The sequence below is a fragment of the Salinimicrobium sp. TH3 genome, from assembly GCF_026676115.1.
Classification (GTDB): Bacteria; Bacteroidota; Bacteroidia; order Flavobacteriales; family Flavobacteriaceae; genus Salinimicrobium.
Genome location: NZ_JAPONB010000010.1, coordinates 24,031 through 41,920 on the forward strand (window position 1 = coordinate 24,031; position 17,890 = coordinate 41,920).

Genomic DNA, 17,890 nt, shown 5'->3' on the forward strand with positions numbered 1-17,890 from the left:
TACTAATTTTTTGAAGGAATGTATTTAAGCTTAACTTAATCTTTAAACTCCTCAATCTTTGTATTTTTGAAGCCATAAATTTTTAATAGATGAAATATTATATTCAGGTCCTTCTTTTGACCTTTTATTTTGCAGCAGCTAACGCACAGGAAACCCCTAATAGATCTTTTGACCAAGAAAAAGACCTTTATGCAACCCCTAAACTTGTTGTAGGAGTGGTAGTGGACCAAATGCGCTACGACTATATTACCAGGTTCTGGAATCACTACGGAGATGAAGGATTTAAAAAACTGGTTTCTGAAGGATTTAATTTGAGAAACAACCATTTCAATTATGTCCCTACTTATACAGGACCCGGCCATGCTTCTGTCTATACAGGTGCTGCGCCCGGTACTCACGGCATCATAGGTAATAACTGGTATAACAAATTCGAAAAAGAATATGTGTACTGCGTGGAAGATGCTTCGGTGGAGCCGGTTGGAACTATGGATGAGGCAGGAAAAATGTCTCCTCACCGCCTAATCACTACCACAGTTGCCGATGAAAACCGGCTGCACACTCAAATGAGAGGCAAAACCATTGGAATTGCATTAAAGGATAGGGGGGCGGTGCTACCTGCAGGTCATTCTGCCAATGCGGCCTATTGGTTTCATGGTAAGGGCGAAGGTAAATGGATCACCAGTTCATTTTATACCAACCAACTTCCGGGATGGGTAAAGAGTTTTAACTCCTCTGGAAAAGCAGACTCTTATCTTAAACCCTGGACTACGCTTGCAAATATTGACAGCTACATTGAAAGTGGTGTAGATATTAATGATTTTGAAGGTGGTTTTAGTGGCAAAGCAGATACCGGATTTCCTTATGACCTTCAAGCTCTAAAACATCAAAATGGAGGATACGACATTATAAAAGTGACACCATATGGAAATAGCCTTACCACAGATTTTGCAATAGCCGCAATTGACGGGGAACAACTGGGGAAAGATAATGATACTGATTTTCTTACGGTAAGCTATTCTTCTACAGATTATATTGGCCACAATTTTGGGGTGAACTCAAAGGAGATACAGGATGTTTATCTTCGATTGGATTTAGAGCTCGCACGTCTACTAAAAAACCTGGATGAGAAAGTAGGAAAGGGAAATTATACTTTATTCCTTACTTCAGATCATGGCGGAGTGCACGTTCCCGCTTACTTAGAGACGGTTAATATTCCCTCGGGATATTTTGAATTTGATGAGTTGAAAAACGACCTTAATAATTTTCTTAAGGGAAAATACCCAAAAGAGAACCTGGTAGAGAATATTTCCAACAATCAAATCTTCTTTAATTATGATGAGGTTCTAAAAATGGATGTTTCCTCTGAAGAACTTCAGCAAGAAATAGCGCATTTTCTCTTACAGTACGACAAAATTAACAGGGTATTCACCAGAAGCCAGTTGCAATCTTCCAGTTATTCCGAAAAGATAGCGTCGACTGTTGAGAATGGTTTTAATCAAAAGCGAAGTGGAGATGTTGTTATGGTTCTTGAACCTTCGGTGATCTCCTATTCCCGCACGGGTTCTACTCATGGAAGTGGTAACAATTATGATACTCACGCTCCATTAATATTTTACGGGAAAGGTATAAAACCAGGAAACAGTCTGGAAAGAACAGAGATCGTTGATATAGCGCCAACTATTTCAGCTTTGCTGGGGATTCCCTTTCCTAATGGAGCAACGGGACGGCCTTTGCACATGGTTTTTGAGAAGTAATTAAAAGATCTTCGACAACATCTTTTTGTACCGGAGCCTTCTTATGAAGGCTCCTTCTTTTTTACCCACCAAATATGGCATTTTTGAAGCCTTTGCTCTTCGGAAGCCGTTCAGGTAATCCAACGCAAGCTTAAGATCTCCTTTTTTCATGGCAAGTTTAACTGAAGCAATTCCAGTGATAAACCAACCGTAGCGGAGCTTATAAAAAGCCTCTCCCTGTTTCCATTTTGCTGCTTTATTATAAGTGAAGCCGGTAGGGCGCAGGTGTTTTACCGCCAGGGAAGGATCTGTTTTGATTTTCCAGCCATGGTACTGGGCAAGCAACTCATCAACAGTGTCCCATCCCATGGAAGGCTTTAGGCCGCCTATATCTTCAAAGCACGTTTTTCGATATGCTTTTAAGGCTCCACGAATATGATCTTTATTTGTAAGACTTTCCAGTTTCCAGTTTCCGTTTTTTTCCAAATGACAGAAGCCGCCGGCCATACCCACTTTGGGATCTTCCTCAAAATGTTTTTTTATGGTTTCCAGGTAATTTTCCGGGAAAATAAGATCGGCATCAAATTTACAGATGATATTAAAGTCCCCATCCAGCTGCCCTAAACCAAAATTGAAGGCATTGATCACTTTACTGCCGGGTAAATGTGCTTCGGAAGAAGCAGTGCTCACAAGAGAAATAAAATGGAATTTTTCAGCAAAATTTTTTACAACTTCCGCAGTGTTGTCAGAGGATTGATCATCTACCACCACGATCTTATCCGGTTTCAGGGTTTGTTCTGAAAGTGATTTTAAAGTATATCCGATAAATTCGGCTTCATTATGGGCGGGAATGACAATGTAGAATTTCAATGCTGCAAAAACTTTCAGCTAAAGTACAATTTTTGAATATCTGTTTGCGCAGGAGAGCGAAAACTGAAAGATGTTGGAATATGGAATGAATTAAGGAAACTTCAGGAAAACAGAGGTGTCAAAAAAGGTATTTTTGATTATCCTTTTCTTTCGGCATAAACAGCGTAGTAGCGCGGAGTAAATTTTCGAAGCAGCGGTCTTATGCCAATCTTATTCACAGGATTTGTCCACTTATGGCGTTTCTTTATTTCCCAGCCTGCTTTTTCCAGCAGCCAGTCGAACTGCCAGTCCTCAAATTCATGGTAATGCCTGTCCCACTTATCGGTTTTGCTTCGGTAAGCGGGAGAGAACCAAAGCCTTAAAGGCACACTTGCGACAAGTTTCTTAGCCTGAATATCACTAAGGACATTGAAGGGCGCCACGAGGTGCTCAAAAATCTCAAAAGCGGTAACAATTTCGGCAGTGGAGGTTCTTACGCTCTCGGTATCCACGTCTAGATCTTCTCCATGGGTATTAGTGACTTTGTAGCCGTGTTCTTCCATCACCTGGCTGAATGGATTTCGCACTCCCAGATCCAAGATATTCGCCGGGGCAGGGGCGACACTCGTTAAAAAATCAGTGGTTTCTTTATACCGCTTATTGGGAAATGTTTTTTCGTACATTTTAGAACTGGTACACAATGGCATTGATGTTCATCCCCGCACCAACGCTGGCCAGAATAATAACATCTCCTTTTTCTAAAGATTGCCCCTGCATTTTTCCTTTTAGGATTAGGTCGAGGAGGGTAGGCACCGTTGCAACACTACTGTTGCCCAGTTTGTCAATACTCATTGGCATGATTCCCTCGGGTACCTGTCTTTCGTAAAGCTTGTAAAAACGTTTTAGAATGGCTTCATCCATTTTTTCATTTGCCTGGTGGATGAGGATCTTTTTAACGTCGTCTATATTCTTTCCGCTTTTCTCAAGACAGCTCTTCATAGCATCAGGAACATGGCTTAATGCGAATTCATAGATCTTGCGACCATGCATCTTTATGTATCTGCGTTCGTCTTTTGCTTCGCGGTTGTTCGACTTTCCGAAGAAAATGAAATTTGCTTCTTCAAAAGAATAGGTTGCACTTTCATAAGCAAGAATTCCTCCCTCTTCTTCACTGGCTTCAATAACCGCAGCTCCTGCACCATCTGAATAGATCATGGAATCCCTATCGTGCTTGTCAACCACCCGGGAAAGAGTTTCAGAACCAATCACAAGGCACTTTTTGGCCATCCCGCTTTGAATAAAAGCTTTCGCCTGAATAACTGCTTCCACCCAGCCAGGGCATCCAAAAAGAATGTCATAGGCGACGCATTTAGGATTTTTTATGCGAAGCTTGTGCTTCACCCTGGTGGCAATGCTTGGAACGGTATCGCTCTGCAGGTCGTTATGAAGTACATCGCCATAGTTATGAGCGACAATGAGATAATCCAGTTCTTCGGGGTTGATCCCAGAATCTTCAATGGCACTGTTTGCGGCCAGATAAGCAATGTCTGAATTGTTTAGCTCGTTATCAATATAGCGCCTTTCAGCAATACCGGTTATTGCCTTGAATTTTTCAATTATAACCGTATTCGACTGAGGAAAAACAGATCCGTCTTCATATAAAAACTTATGTTCCTGAAAATCTGAATTCCTTTCAATTCTTTCTGGAATGTAACTTCCTACGCCCGTGATTTTAATGCTCATTCTGTGTTAGTTAAGGTGTCGCCAAGTTTCAAAATTAATAAATGTATGGCCGGTTTCCTTCAATTTTTACTATAAAAATCACCTTTTATGGTATCGCTAAAAGATCATAGGAAATATTTTCTTCTGGTTAAAAAAGGTAAAGGTTTTCTGTCGATTACTTAATAATTTGTTAAAAACAATTTACGAAAAAGAGAAAAGGCTGTTGAAAAACCCTGCGAAAGGTCAATCTGCACTTATTAAAGATTTAAATCTATCCGAAAATCAGATGAAAAAGTCTTTTAAACAAAGCCAGATGAACGATTTCATGATTTTTCAACAGCCTCCTTTTTGTTAATCCTCCATATATTCTTCTATGGGGGCACAGGTACAAATGAGGTTCCTGTCTCCAAAAGCTTCGTCTACTCTTCTTATTGAAGGCCAGAATTTATTTTCGGCCAGGTAATCCATAGGGAAAGCGGCTTTTTGCCTTGTGTATGGGAAATTCCATTCCTCTACGGTCAACATGGCAAGAGTATGCGGAGAATTCTTAAGCACATTATTTGGTTCATCTTCTTTGGCCTCATCAATTTCTTTCCTAATGGAAATAAGTGCGTCACAGAATCTGTCCAGTTCTTTTTTGCTTTCACTCTCGGTAGGCTCTATCATAAGGGTTCCTGCAACAGGGAAAGAAACCGTTGGTGCATGGAAGCCATAGTCAATAAGTCTTTTTGCAATATCTGTAACTTCTATTCCTTTTGCTTTGAAAGGGCGACAGTCCACGATCATTTCGTGTGCTGCTCTGCCGCGCTCTCCACTGTAAAGGGTTTTATAGTGCTCCTCGATTCGCGCTTTGATATAGTTGGCATTCAAAATAGCAAACTGTGTTGCTCTTTTTAGGCCTTCTGCGCCAAGCATCTTAATATAACCATAGGAAATTAGGCATACAAGCGCAGAACCCCATGGCGCCGCAGAAATCGCGGTAATGGCATCATCTCCTCCGGTCTTGATAACAGGATTCCCCGGAAGGAAAGGTACAAGTTGCTCAGCCACACAAATAGGGCCAACTCCAGGGCCACCACCACCGTGTGGGATAGCGAAGGTTTTGTGCAGGTTGAGGTGACAAACATCGGCGCCAATTACTCCGGGACTGGTAAGTCCAACCTGGGCATTCATGTTTGCACCATCCATATAAACCTGTCCGCCGTATTCGTGGATAATATTGATGATCTCAACAATAGCCGATTCAAATACCCCGTGTGTGGAAGGGTAGGTGACCATTAAGGCTGCCAGGTTATCTTTATGTTTCAGAGCTTTTTCTTTAAGATCATCAACATCGATATTTCCGGTTTCGGTAGATTTTGTAACAACTACTTTCATTCCCGCCATTACTGCCGAAGCCGGATTGGTTCCGTGAGCAGATGATGGGATCAGGCAAATATTCCTGTGGGATTCATTTCTGGATTCGTGGTATTTGCGAATGACCATTAGACCCGCGTATTCCCCTTGTGCGCCCGAATTGGGTTGCAGTGACGTACCGGCAAATCCTGTGATTTCTGTTAATTGCTCTTCAAGTTTCTTGAGAACGATTTGGTAACCTTCTGCCTGTTCAACAGGAACAAACGGGTGCAGGTTTCCCCATTGCGGGTAACTAATTGGCAACATCTCGGCAGCTGCATTAAGTTTCATTGTGCAGGAACCAAGGGAGATCATGGAGTGATTAAGGGAAAGATCCTTACGCTCCAGTTTTTTAATATATCTCATCAACTCTGTTTCTGAATGATAGGAGTTGAAAACCTCATTTTTAAGGAATTCTGTTTTGCGTTCTACTGAAGCCGGAATATGACTTTTTTCTGAAAGCTGGGAAACAGTTATGGTTTCTTTACCTGCAGCTTCAGCAAAAATGGAGACGATGGTGTTAATGTCATCGATATTGGTTGCCTCATTTAGAGAGATTGCAACAACATCTGAAGCCGGATAATAGAAATTCACTTCATTTCTTTCAGCAATTTCTTTAACTTTTGCGGCATCAGCCTTTACCAGTACAGTGTCGAAAAAAGTAGAATTGAGCTGTGAATAACCAAGTTTTTCAACACTTTCGGCAACTGTAACGGCACAACTATGAATTTTGTTGGCAATAAACTTCAATCCTCTGGGACCGTGGTAAACCGCGTACATCCCTGCCATGACAGCAAGTAGCACCTGCGCAGTACAAATATTTGATGTAGCCCTGTCTCTTTTAATGTGTTGTTCACGGGTTTGCAAAGCCATACGAAGGGCAAAGTTGCCATCTGTATCTTTTGTAACTCCAATGATCCTTCCCGGAATACTCCTTTTATATTCTTCTTTGGTTGCGAAATAAGCTGCATGTGGACCTCCGTAACCCAGGGGTATACCAAACCGCTGAGTTGTTCCAACAACCACATCAACTCCAAACTCACCGGGAGCACGAAGCTTCACAAGGCTCAAAATATCTGCAGCAACTGCAGTTTTTATATTGTTTTCTTTTGCTTTTGCAACAAAAGGGGCATAATCATAAACCTGTCCCATCTTACCGGGATACTGAAGAAAGGCTCCAAAGAAATCCTTAGAGAAATCAAATTCTTCGTGATCTCCAATTACCAGTTCAATTCCCAGAGGGATTGCACGGGTTTTTAAAACATCAATGGTTTGGGGAAGCACAGCTTCAGAAACAAAGAATTTATTTACTTCATTCTTCTTTTGATCCCGCTCTCTTACTTCAAATAACAAAGACATAGCTTCGGCTGCTGCAGTACCTTCATCAAGCAAAGAAGCATTAGCCAGTTCGAGTCCCGTAAGATCGGCTACTACTGTCTGGAAATTAAGAAGAGCTTCCAGCCTTCCCTGGGCAATCTCGGCCTGGTAGGGAGTATAGGCGGTATACCATCCCGGGTTTTCAAGAATATTTCGCTGAATGACCGGGGGCGTTATAGATTGGTGGTACCCCAGACCAATATAAGTCCTGAAAACCTTATTTTTGGCAGCCAGTGAAATGCTATGAGCGATGTATTCGTGCTCACTCATGGCAGGAGCCAGTTCAAGATCCTTTTTTAGGCGGATATCATCGGGCAGGGTTTCGTAGATTAGCTGGTCTATTGAATCAACTCCAATGGTCTCCAACATATCTTTTAGATCGTGTTCCCGGGGGCCTATATGACGTGTGGCAAAAGAAAAAGTATTCATCAAGTAAAAGTTGTGTTTTGAAGGGCGAAAATACGCAATTTCAACCTAAATTTTAATGATTTAGAGCAGCAAGATTTGCAAAGTTTTTCCATTCTTTATTCTGCTCTTAAACAATCATGAAGAAGATATTCGATTTCTATATTAACAGCAGTATACACGTGGCTTTGGCAGTTGTTTCCCTTTGCCTTGTCACTGTGCTGTATTATGAAGCGGAACTGAATATTTTTCTTCTGTTTTTCCTCTTTTTTGGAGCTGTCTCGGGCTATAACTTTGTGAAGTATGCAGGGGTGGCAGGATTACATCATCGCAGCCTTGCCAGGGAGCTTAAAAACATCCAGGTTTTTTCTATTTTCTGCTTTACAGGATTGGTCTTTACGGTGTTTTTTATTGATCTTAAAATTTTACTTTGGAGTGCCATTTTTGGCGCGCTAACTTTGCTCTACGCTTTACCGGTATTCAGTAAAAAAAGAAATCTTAGAAGTATATCTGGAATTAAGGTCTTCATTATCGCATTCGTATGGGCGGGGGTGACAGTTATACTTCCAGTTTTAGGTGTCAAAAATGCCATTTTAGATGATCTATTATTGGAATTTCTGCAGCGTTTTCTTTTGGTAGTGGTGTGGATCCTTCCGTTTGAAATTCGGGATCTTAAATACGATCTGGAACAACTGGGAACCATACCCCAGCGGGTAGGGGTGACGCCAACAAAAATTCTGGGAATAATTGTACTGGCAGTGGTAGTGATGGTTGAATTTATAAAAGGTGCAGCCACCTTGGAAACGAAACTGGTGCTGGGAATAATTGCAGTAGTGACCGCTATTTTTGTTTGGAAAACCAAAGAAAATCAATCCCGCTACTTTGCTTCTTTTTGGGTTGAGGGAATTCCAGTGCTGTGGTTAATGCTTCTTTTGCTGATTAGAAACCTGTGAGTTTTCTTGTTTGATCTTTTCTTTAAAATTTTCTTTTTCCTGGTGAGAGCAGGCTTTTAAATCGGCTTTTTTCAACAAACCCGAAAGTTTCTTATTGTCCTGATAGTAATTCTTGCACATCCTGCAAAAGTAGAGGTGGAGTTTAAGTTTAATCTTCTCCCGCAGACTTACCTCCTTGTATTCGGCTTTTTCACAGAGTTCTGCTGCTTCTGAACAACTTAGTTTCATAAAACTTATTCCCTTCATATTAAAACCAGTTTTTCTCCAGGCATTTGGCCAGAGCAATTCTGGCCCTGTGAATGATAACCCAGAAGTTAGACGGACTAATATTGAATTCATTACAAATGGCCTCCGTATCTATGCCATCAATAGTTTTCATTTTAAAGATAGTTGCCTGCTTCTCATTAAGCTGGTCAAGGCATTCAAGAATTGCAAGTCCCAGTTCCCGGTTCTCCATTTGATCTTCGGCTGTCATGACAGAGAGATCTGCAACTTTTTCCTCCAGCCAATCACCTTCATTGTCGCTGTTGGGAAAATTCATTTTAACTTCTGCCTGTCCTTTAGACGAATTGTTGCGGCGGTAGTAATCAATGATCTTCCGTTTAAGAATGGAAATAAGCCAGGTTCTTTCCGATGCTTCCCCCTTAAAGTTCTTCATAGAATTTAGCCCGGCCAAAAAGGTTTCAGAAATAATATCATTCGCCACTTCCCGGTCATTTACCCGCACAATGGTATAGTTGAACAGGTAATCTGCATACCGGTCAACCCATTTTTCGGGATTAAGATGGTTCTTTTCCATTTCCTGAACGTGGTCTCTCTCTCAAAAATAACAAAAGATTCGGTTATAATTATCCTAAAACCTTGGGCTGTTGCTGCGGAATTTTTGGTGCTCCTTATTTCTTTGGAAGCAATCCTGCCCGTCGTAAAAGGGCTTCCGGGGCAGCTTCTTTTCCTCTGAAGCGTTTGTAGAGGGTCAATGGATGCTCTGTCCCTCCCTGGGAAAGTATCGTGTCCCTGAACTTTTTAGCGGTTTCCCTGTCGAAAATGCCGTTTTCTGTAAAAAATTCAAAAGCATCGGCGTCCAGTACTTCTGCCCATTTATAGGAGTAATACCCTGCAGCGTAACCACCCTGGAAAATATGTGAGAATGATGTGCTCATGCAGTTCTCCTTCACTTCGGGAAAAAGTTGTGTGGGCTCAAAGACTTTATCTTCATGTGCTTTCACATCTGTAATTCCTGAAGGATCTTTACTGTGCCAGCTCATGTCCAGCATCCCAAAACTCAGCTGCCTTAGAGTGGCCATTCCCTCATGAAAAGTAGCCGAATCTTTTATTTTTTGAATAAGCTCATCGGGAATAACCTCTCCCGTCTTGTAATGTTTGGCAAAGAGCTTAAGAGCATCTTTTTCATAACACCAGTTTTCGAGTACCTGACTTGGAAGTTCAACGAAATCCCAAAAGACATTAGTGCCCGAGATGCTTGGATAAATTGTGTTTGCCAGCATTCCGTGCAGGGCGTGGCCGAATTCGTGGAAAAGGGTGGTAACCTCGTTAAACGTGAGCAGGGATGGTTCCTCGTCTGTAGGTTTTGTGAAGTTGCAGACAATGGAAATATGCGGCCGCTCATTTTTATCGTGCTGGTGGTACTGCGATTTGTATGAAGTCATCCAGGCTCCGCCGCGCTTGCCTTCCCGTGGATGGAAATCTGCATAGAAAAGAGCGATCTCCTTATCCTTCTCATCTGTAACCAGGTATGTTGTTACTTCGGGATGATAAACTTCAACTTCAAAAACCTGTTTGAATTTTAATCCGTAAAGTTTTTCTGCCACTATAAAAACTCCGTTGATGACATTATTCAGTTCAAAATATGGTTTAAGTTGTTCGTCATCAAGGTCAAAAAGTTTTTGCTTCAGCTTTTCGGAATAATAGGCGGCATCCCATTTTTGAAGTTGATCTAATTTGTCGAGGTCTTTGGCGAAATCTTCGAGCTCTTTAAATTCATTTTCGGCTGCCGGTTTAGCTTTATCCAACAGTTCTTCCATAAAGGAATTTACTTTTTCGGGAGTTTCGGCCATTCTTTCCTCCAGTTTAAAGTGGGCGTAGGTTGGGTAGCCGAGGAGATTTGCTTTTTTATGACGCAGCTTAACAATTTGCAGGACATTCTCCCGGTTGTCCAGTTTATCCCCGTGGAATCCTTTTGCACCAAAAGCTATCGCCAGTTCCTTGCGAAGTTCCCTGTTTTTTGCATATTTCATAAAGGGAATGTAGCTGGGATAATGGAGATTAAAGATCCAGCCTTCTTTATTTTTTTCTTTGGCCAGCATTCGTGCTGCGGTTCTAACTCCTTTGGGTAAGCCATCAAGATCTTCTTCCCGGGTGATATGGAGTTCATATTTGTTGGTTTCTGCCAAAACATTTTCCCCGAAGTTGAGACTCAAGGCAGCAAGTTTTTTGTCGAGGTCGCGAAGTTCCTGCTTTTGCTCCGGGTTCAGGTTAGCTCCGTTACGTTTGAACATTTTATACTTCTTGTCCAGCAGGGTAGTTTGCTCTACGTTGAGGTTTAGCGAATCTTTTTGTTCATAGACCTCTTTTACTTTTCTGAAAAGTTCCGGATCCTGGATAATATCATTTTTGAAGTCGGTAAGAACCGGGGAGATCTCCTGTGCCAGCTTTTGGATCTCATCGTTGGTCTCGGCTGAATTTATGTTGAAGAAAATACTCGTAATACGATCCAGCTGTTCCCCTGCAAATTCCAGCGCTTCAACCGTGTTTTTAAAAGTGGGAGGTTCACTTGAATCGGTGATTTTTTTAATATCTTCCTTAGCTCCCTTAATAGCTTCTTCTATAGCAGGCTTATAGTGTTCAGTTTTTATCTTCATAAATGGAGCCGTATCAAATGGCTCCAAAAGTGGATTTCCTTTTATCATAATCACTTATATTTTAACGTCCAGAAACGTGTTTTAACAAATTTTTTTAAATATGTTCGGAAAGTTCTAAAATAATTCTTTACTTCACAGGATCTAAAATATAAAGAAAGTAGCTTTTAGGTTTTTGATTAATATATTTAGAATGGTTAATAAATACTATTAAAACAACAAGACGCTACTTAAAAGCCACGTGAAAACGTGGCTTTACTTTTTTATATTTTTGGCGCCTTCAAGAACTTTCTGCTTTAGGCCTTCCTTATAATCTACTATTTTTTGGAGGATCTGGTTATCGGAACTTCCAAGAATTTGTGCAGCGAGGATTCCGGCATTTTTTGCCCCGTTAAGGGCCACCGTTGCCACAGGAACTCCGCCGGGCATTTGGAGAATGGAGAGGACAGAATCCCATCCATCTATAGAATTACTGGATTTAACGGGAACTCCAATCACCGGAAGTGGTGAAAGGGAGGCGATCATTCCCGGAAGATGGGCTGCACCGCCTGCTCCTGCAATGATTACATTGATCCCGCGGGTATGAGCATTTTTCCCGTAGTCAAAAAGTTTATCGGGTGTACGGTGAGCAGAAACTATGTCTACTTCTACTTCTATTCCAAAAGATTTCAAAATATCTATTGACTCCTGCATTACCGGCATATCGCTGGTACTGCCCATGATGACCCCTACTTTGCTCATATATAGTTTTTTTAAACCTAACAGGTTTCAAAAACCTGTAAGGTTTGATTCATTGGAATTTATTCGCTTATTACTTTAATGGTATTTTTCACCTCTTCGGCAATTCTTCTGGCTTCAGCAAGATCCGCATTTATAATGGTTACATGACCCATTTTTCTGAAAGGCCTGGTGATCTTCTTTCCGTAGATGTGCGGGGTTACCCCCTTTAGCTTTAGTATTTTAGAAATGTTCTTATAAACTACTTTTCCGGTATAGCCTTCTTCACCCACCAGGTTGACCATTATGCCGCCGGTCTTACTTTCGGTTTCGCCTAACGGAAGATCAAGAACTGCCCTTATATGCTGTTCAAACTGGTTGGTAAATGCAGCTTCTATACTATAGTGGCCGCTGTTGTGCGGGCGCGGAGCCACTTCATTGACAAGAATTTCATCATCTTCTGTCTGGAACATTTCTACGGCCAGTAATCCAACGTGCTGATAAGCTCCGGAAACTTTTTCGGCCACTTTTCGGGCTTTTTCGGCTACAGAAGCATCAATTCGCGCAGGGCATATTACATATTCCACCTGGTTTGCTTCAGGATGAAACTCCATCTCCACCACCGGATAAGTTCTCACTTCTCCTGATGGATTTCGCGCCACGATCACTGCCAGCTCATTCTTGAAGGGGATGAGATCTTCTGCTATACAGGGAGTTTCGGGTAAATCTTCGGCAGTATTTGTGTTTTTAATAACACTAACTCCTTTCCCGTCGTAGCCTCCGGTGGTGCTTTTCCAAACAAAAGGTAAGGAAAGATCCCCATTTTGGAGACCTTCTAAAAATGCCTTTTTTGAAGAGTATTTTTTATAGGGAGCAGTGGGAATACCGTGTTTCTCGAAAAAATCTTTTTGAATACCCTTGTCCTGTATCTTCTTCAGGGTTTTTGAAGAGGGGTAAACCTTTATTCCTTCAGATTCAAGTTTTTCGAGTGCCTCAACATTCACTCCCTCAATTTCGAAGGTGAGTACATCTGCTTTTCTTCCAAAGTTCACAACTGTCTCAAAATCCATAAGATCGCCATGTATAAATTCATCGCAGGCAATCCTGCAGGGAGCTTCAGCACTGGGATCGAGCACTACAGTTCTAATGTCAAACTTACGTGTTTCATAAAGCAGCATTTTTCCTAATTGGCCTCCGCCAAGAATTCCGAGGGTAAAATCTGAAGAAAAATAGTTGATCATTAATGAGGTGTTTCAGCAAAAATAATTTTAAAAATCTGAAATGCCGCAAGATTCGGTTATAAATGCACAGGGTTTAGCATCCCGAGTTGAATGGAATATGTATCTTTGCTTCCCAAAAATATTTTTGTTTTGGTACAACTACACGATTTAAAATTCACTCCTTTTATTTCTGAAGCCGAGATCAACACAGGCATCGAAAAAGTGGCAGCGCAGGTAAATGCCGATTTTGAAGGGAAGAACCCGGTTTTCCTGGGCGTCCTTAACGGAGCTTTTCTCTTTGCGGCCGAACTTATTAAAAGATTCAAAGGAGACTGTGAGGTTAATTTTGTGAAGCTTAGGTCCTACGAGGGTACAGATACTACCGGAAAGGTAGAATCTCTCATGGGGCTTACACAGCCTCTAAAAGGCCGAAATGTAATCGTAATTGAAGATATTGTTGATACCGGAAATACACTGGAGAGTATTGATGAAATTCTTAAGAAGGAAAAAGTGAACCAGTATAAGGTCGCGACTTTATTTTACAAACCTGCGTCTTATAAAAAATCTCTTGCCATAGATTATGTTGGTTTGGAAATTCCAAATGATTTTATAGTAGGATATGGACTGGATTATAACGGTCTGGGAAGAAATCTTACCCAGGTTTATAAACTTAAAAATACAAAAATGACAAACCTCGTGTTGTTTGGACCTCCTGGCGCAGGAAAAGGAACCCAGGCGTCAATTCTTAAAGACCATTACAATCTAAGACATATCTCTACAGGGGATGTTTTTAGGTATAACATAAAGAATGAAACTGAACTTGGAAAGCTTGCCAAAGCCTATATGGATAAAGGCCAGCTCGTGCCCGACAGTGTTACCATCGATATGCTTAAAGCTGAAGTAAGGCAGACAAAAGAAGGGAATGGTTTTATATTTGACGGTTTTCCACGTACGGTTGCACAAGCCGAAGCTCTTGAAGAATTTCTAAATGAGGAGGGAACCGAGGTGAGTGCGATGATCGCGCTTGAAGTAGATGATGAGATCCTTGTGGAGCGTTTGCTTGAACGTGGAAAAACCTCTGGCAGGCCAGATGACGCCAACGAACTTGTAATTCGCAAGAGAATTAAGGTTTATTACGAAGAAACTGCTATCTTAAAGCAGTTCTATTTAAAACAGGAAAAATATTACGGGATAAATGGTGTGGGCTCTATTGAAGAGATCACTGCACGATTAAAAAAAGCTATTGACCAGTTGGTTTAAGACCAGTGGGTAAAGAAAAAAGTCATGACTGAAGGGAATTTTGTTGATTACGTAAAGATCCACGTAAGCTCCGGGAACGGAGGAAAAGGATCTGCTCACCTGCACCGCGAAAAATATGTTGCCAAAGGAGGTCCCGATGGTGGAGACGGTGGTAGGGGAGGGCATGTGATCCTCAAAGGAAACAAAAACCTTTGGACTCTTTTCCATTTGAAGTTTAAAAGACATGTAAAAGCAGAGCACGGGGAACACGGCAGTAAACAACGAAGTACCGGTGCCGAGGGTAAGGATGAGATCATAGAAGTGCCTCTTGGTACAGTGATTCGTGATACCGAAACCCAGAATATTCTTCATGAAATAACAGAGGATGGGCAGGAGATTATTATTGCCGAAGGTGGAAAAGGCGGACTTGGAAACTGGCATTTCAAATCTTCCACTAACCAGACTCCCCGATACGCTCAACCTGGGATTCCCGGAGAAGAGCGTGATGTGACGCTGGAATTAAAAATTCTGGCAGATGTTGGGCTTGTTGGTTTTCCTAATGCCGGAAAATCAACTTTACTCTCTGTCATTACTGCCGCCAAACCAAAAATTGCCGATTATGAATTCACTACACTTAAACCTAACCTTGGGATTGTAGAGTATCGCGATTTCAAAACTTTTGTAGTTGCCGATATACCGGGAATCATTGAAGGTGCTGCGGAAGGTAAAGGTATCGGCCATAGATTCCTTAGACATATCGAGAGGAATTCTACTTTACTGTTTCTTATCCCCGCTGATGCAAAGGATATCAAGAAGCAGTACGAGATCCTTGTGGACGAATTAAGACGATACAATCCCGAGATGCTGGATAAGGAAAGGCTTATCGCTATTTCAAAGAGTGATATGTTGGACAGTGAACTAAAACAAGAACTAAAGTTGGAGCTTGATAAGGTTCTTGACACACCATATTTGTTCATTTCTTCTGTCGCCCAACAAGGTTTGACCGAACTAAAGGATAAACTTTGGGAAATGTTGAATAGAGAACCTGTTTAATTCCTGTTAATCTCTCAAGATTCAGAGGTGTTTTCTTTAAATTTAAAGAAAACACCTTATGAAAACTTTTAAACTTCTTCTTATTTGCACCTTAATCTATTCCTGTGGCGGACCCCGCGCGGTTTATGATTATGATGAGCAGGCAAATTTCAATTCTTATTCATCAATAGCCCTATATCCTGAAACAAGGACAGGCCTTAGTGAACTTGACGAAAAGCGACTGCTTTCTAGTGTCGAAAATTTTCTGGCTTCCCAAAACCTGGCCGCAACCGGAGAACCTGATCTTTACCTTAATGTGTATACCGAGCAATATCAAGAACCTAGCCGCACTAATGTTGGGGTAGGGATAGGAGGAACCGGCAGGAATGTTGGAGTAGGAGTGAGCGGGGGAATTCCTTTGGGAGGACCCGAAACCTTTTTAAGGCTTACTTTTGATCTTATTGATGGGGAGAATGATGCCCTTGTTTGGCAGGCAATAGTAGACAGTAAATTTGATTTTGACTGGAGACCTGAGGAAAGGGAGCAACATTTTGCTAAAATTGTGGAGGAAGCTATGGCAGGTTATCCGCCAAAAAAGTGATCCTTGCTTTTTGTTTTTCAACGAAATAAAAAGGCCCCGATCTCTCGGGGCCCTTCTTTTGGCTGGTTAGTTAAAAAAGCCTAGTTTTCGTTTTGCTCTGCAGCTTCAGGCTTATCCTGAAAATAAGGGTTGTCTGCACTCACCTCTGTAAACTCACTTCTTCTGTTCTTGGCATATTCAGCCTCAGTACACATGTTGGGTTTAGTACAGTCATTCAACGGTACTTCTTCACCATATCCTTTTGGAATAAGTCTATCACGACTAATTCCCTGGCTTACCAGATACTCAAGAGTCGATTCAGCACGACGCTGAGAAAGATCCATATTGTACTTGTTAGAACCACGTGCATCTGCGTGAGATCCTATTTCAATTTTAAGCATTGGATAGTTCTTCATGATCTCGGCTACACGGTTAAGGATAGGCTCTGACTCGGGCTTAATGGTGGCCTTATCAAAATCGAAGTAGATATTGCCAACATTTGCAATTTGTCTTCTACCGGTTTCTGGGTTAATTTCCATTACTTCTTTAGGAAGCACCGGAGGAGTATAGTCTTCTCTTGTGAAAGCATAAAGGTTATCAGATCCTCTTCTGTTGGAAGCTAGGTATCCTTTTTCTTCCCCCTCTTTCAGTACAAATGCGAAATCATCGAATTCACTATTTAGAGAATTTCCAAGGTTTTGGGCTTCTCCAAATGAACCATTCTGCTGCTCACTTTTGAAGATATCCAAATTCCCGTAGCCCATATGACCATCAGATGTGAAATATAAAGTGCCGTCATTGGCTATGTAAGGGAACTGCTCACGATGAGCAGTATTTACATTAGGTCCAAGATTAACAGGTTCTCCAAATGTTCCATCTTCGTTAACAGCAACACTGTAGATATCAAAAGATCCCATAGATCCCGGCATGTCACTTGCAAAATACAAAGTAGAGCCATCCTCACTTAAGGTAGGGTGTTCTACAGAGTACTGATCGCTTGTGAAAGGCAATGCTTCGATGTTAGTCCACTCTCCATCAACAAGCTCTGCACGGTAAATCCTTATAGTTGCCACAGGTACTTCTGCCCAGTCAACCTTAACTCTCCTAGAGTTGGTTCTGTCAAAATACATAGTTTGTCCATCACTGGAAAAAGCGGCTGAACTCTCATGAGTGTCTGTGTTGATCTTATCATTGAATAATTCAATGTTGCTCAACTTTCCTTCATCGTCGATATTAGCCAGGTAAAGATCAAGATAAGGTTTCTTGTTCCAGGCGTATATAGGACGATCCTGATTACGGGTAGAGGCAAAAACGATGCGGTCTCCCATAAAAGTGATTCCAAAGTCTGATGACGCAGCATTTTGCATTACCTGGTTCGTAGTGTAGGTATGAGAAACGGCAGTGTCAAGCTTCGAAGTCCACTCTTCAAAATCTACAGTTGAGTTATAGTACTCACTAAAGTACTTATCGGCTTCCTCATCTTGTCCGGTAGCACGAAGAGCGTGAGCAAACCTGAATGAATATTCAGGTGCAACCGTTCCATCATTGTACTTAAGAAAAAGATCGCGGTAGGTTTCCGCTGCATTTCCCATTCTATTGGTAAAGAAATAAGAATCGCCCAATCTTTGTAGGACTTCCTGATCTTTGTCCTGAACTAACCGGTATGCTTCAGAAGCATCCATGTAGGCTCTTTGATTATATAGGCGGTTAGCTTTCTTTACCTGCGAACTCTGGGCCATGGCCGAGAATCCAATAAGGATAGCTAAAAGTGTCGTATAAAGTTTTTTCATGT

15 protein-coding genes are annotated in these 17,890 nt (G+C 41.5%); 5 read left to right on the forward strand and 10 right to left on the reverse strand.

Going from position 1 to position 17,890, the window contains the following annotated elements; all coding sequences use genetic code 11:
• Positions 1-89: 89 nt before the first annotated feature.
• Entirely contained in the window at positions 90-1,754 is a 1,665-nt protein-coding gene (gene pafA, locus OU683_RS14145; protein WP_268139443.1) for an alkaline phosphatase PafA, read from the forward strand.
• Here pafA and OU683_RS14150 read toward each other — a convergent pair whose 3' ends face one another.
• The 4 genes from OU683_RS14150 to gcvP form a co-directional block, all read right to left on the reverse strand.
• Positions 1,755-2,603: a glycosyltransferase family 2 protein gene (locus tag OU683_RS14150; protein WP_268139445.1), complete on the reverse strand. Its 849-nt coding sequence runs from the start codon at positions 2,601-2,603 to the stop codon at positions 1,755-1,757.
• Between the two features lie 137 nt (positions 2,604-2,740).
• Complete coding sequence (locus tag OU683_RS14155; protein WP_268139447.1) at positions 2,741-3,265, reverse strand: methyltransferase; 525 nt, start codon at positions 3,263-3,265, stop codon at positions 2,741-2,743.
• Between the two features lies 1 nt (position 3,266).
• Positions 3,267-4,325, reverse strand: coding sequence for a 3-oxoacyl-ACP synthase III family protein (locus OU683_RS14160; protein WP_268139449.1), 1,059 nt, complete (start codon positions 4,323-4,325; stop codon positions 3,267-3,269).
• Positions 4,326-4,655: 330 nt separating this feature from the next.
• Positions 4,656-7,505, reverse strand: a complete 2,850-nt coding sequence (gene gcvP / locus OU683_RS14165; protein WP_268139451.1) for an aminomethyl-transferring glycine dehydrogenase — start codon at positions 7,503-7,505, stop codon at positions 4,656-4,658.
• Between the two features lie 116 nt (positions 7,506-7,621).
• Between gcvP and OU683_RS14170 the strand changes: the two genes are divergently transcribed.
• The gene (locus OU683_RS14170; RefSeq protein WP_268139453.1) at positions 7,622-8,434 is read left to right on the forward strand and encodes a UbiA prenyltransferase family protein; all 813 of its coding nucleotides are present in this window, start codon (positions 7,622-7,624) and stop codon (positions 8,432-8,434) included.
• Here OU683_RS14170 and OU683_RS14175 read toward each other — a convergent pair.
• The 5 genes from OU683_RS14175 to OU683_RS14195 form a co-directional block, all read right to left on the reverse strand.
• A complete protein-coding gene (locus OU683_RS14175) occupies positions 8,402-8,680 on the reverse strand; it encodes a hypothetical protein (protein ID WP_268139455.1) in 279 nt (92 codons plus the stop codon). The genes OU683_RS14170 and OU683_RS14175 overlap by 33 nt on opposite strands.
• Before the next feature lies 1 nt (position 8,681).
• The gene (locus OU683_RS14180; protein ID WP_228915763.1) at positions 8,682-9,233 is read right to left on the reverse strand and encodes a sigma-70 family RNA polymerase sigma factor; all 552 of its coding nucleotides are present in this window, start codon (positions 9,231-9,233) and stop codon (positions 8,682-8,684) included.
• A gap of 94 nt (positions 9,234-9,327) precedes the next feature.
• Positions 9,328-11,361 carry a M3 family metallopeptidase gene (locus tag OU683_RS14185; RefSeq protein WP_268139458.1) on the reverse strand — a complete coding sequence of 678 codons (2,034 nt, stop codon included), beginning with the start codon at positions 11,359-11,361 and terminating at the stop codon, positions 9,328-9,330.
• 204 nt (positions 11,362-11,565) lie between these two features.
• Entirely contained in the window at positions 11,566-12,051 is a 486-nt protein-coding gene (gene purE, locus OU683_RS14190; protein WP_268139460.1) for a 5-(carboxyamino)imidazole ribonucleotide mutase, read from the reverse strand.
• Between the two features lie 59 nt (positions 12,052-12,110).
• Positions 12,111-13,268 (reverse strand): 5-(carboxyamino)imidazole ribonucleotide synthase, encoded by a 1,158-nt coding sequence (locus tag OU683_RS14195; protein ID WP_268139462.1) that lies wholly within the window; start codon positions 13,266-13,268, stop codon positions 12,111-12,113.
• 129 nt (positions 13,269-13,397) lie between these two features.
• Between OU683_RS14195 and OU683_RS14200 the strand changes: the two genes are divergently transcribed.
• The 3 genes from OU683_RS14200 to OU683_RS14210 are packed head-to-tail and all read left to right on the forward strand — an operon-like array spanning position 13,398 to position 16,119.
• Complete coding sequence (locus tag OU683_RS14200) at positions 13,398-14,507, forward strand: adenylate kinase (protein ID WP_268139464.1); 1,110 nt, start codon at positions 13,398-13,400, stop codon at positions 14,505-14,507.
• A gap of 24 nt (positions 14,508-14,531) precedes the next feature.
• Positions 14,532-15,539: a GTPase ObgE gene (obgE, locus tag OU683_RS14205; RefSeq protein WP_268139466.1), complete on the forward strand. Its 1,008-nt coding sequence runs from the start codon at positions 14,532-14,534 to the stop codon at positions 15,537-15,539.
• 58 nt (positions 15,540-15,597) lie between these two features.
• Positions 15,598-16,119, forward strand: a complete 522-nt coding sequence (locus OU683_RS14210) for a DUF4136 domain-containing protein (protein ID WP_268139468.1) — start codon at positions 15,598-15,600, stop codon at positions 16,117-16,119.
• An 80-nt stretch (positions 16,120-16,199) separates the two neighbouring features.
• On the opposite strand, the gene OU683_RS14215 is transcribed toward OU683_RS14210, so the two are convergent.
• Positions 16,200-17,888: an OmpA family protein gene (locus tag OU683_RS14215; protein WP_268139470.1), complete on the reverse strand. Its 1,689-nt coding sequence runs from the start codon at positions 17,886-17,888 to the stop codon at positions 16,200-16,202.
• Between the last annotated feature and the right edge of the window lie 2 nt (positions 17,889-17,890).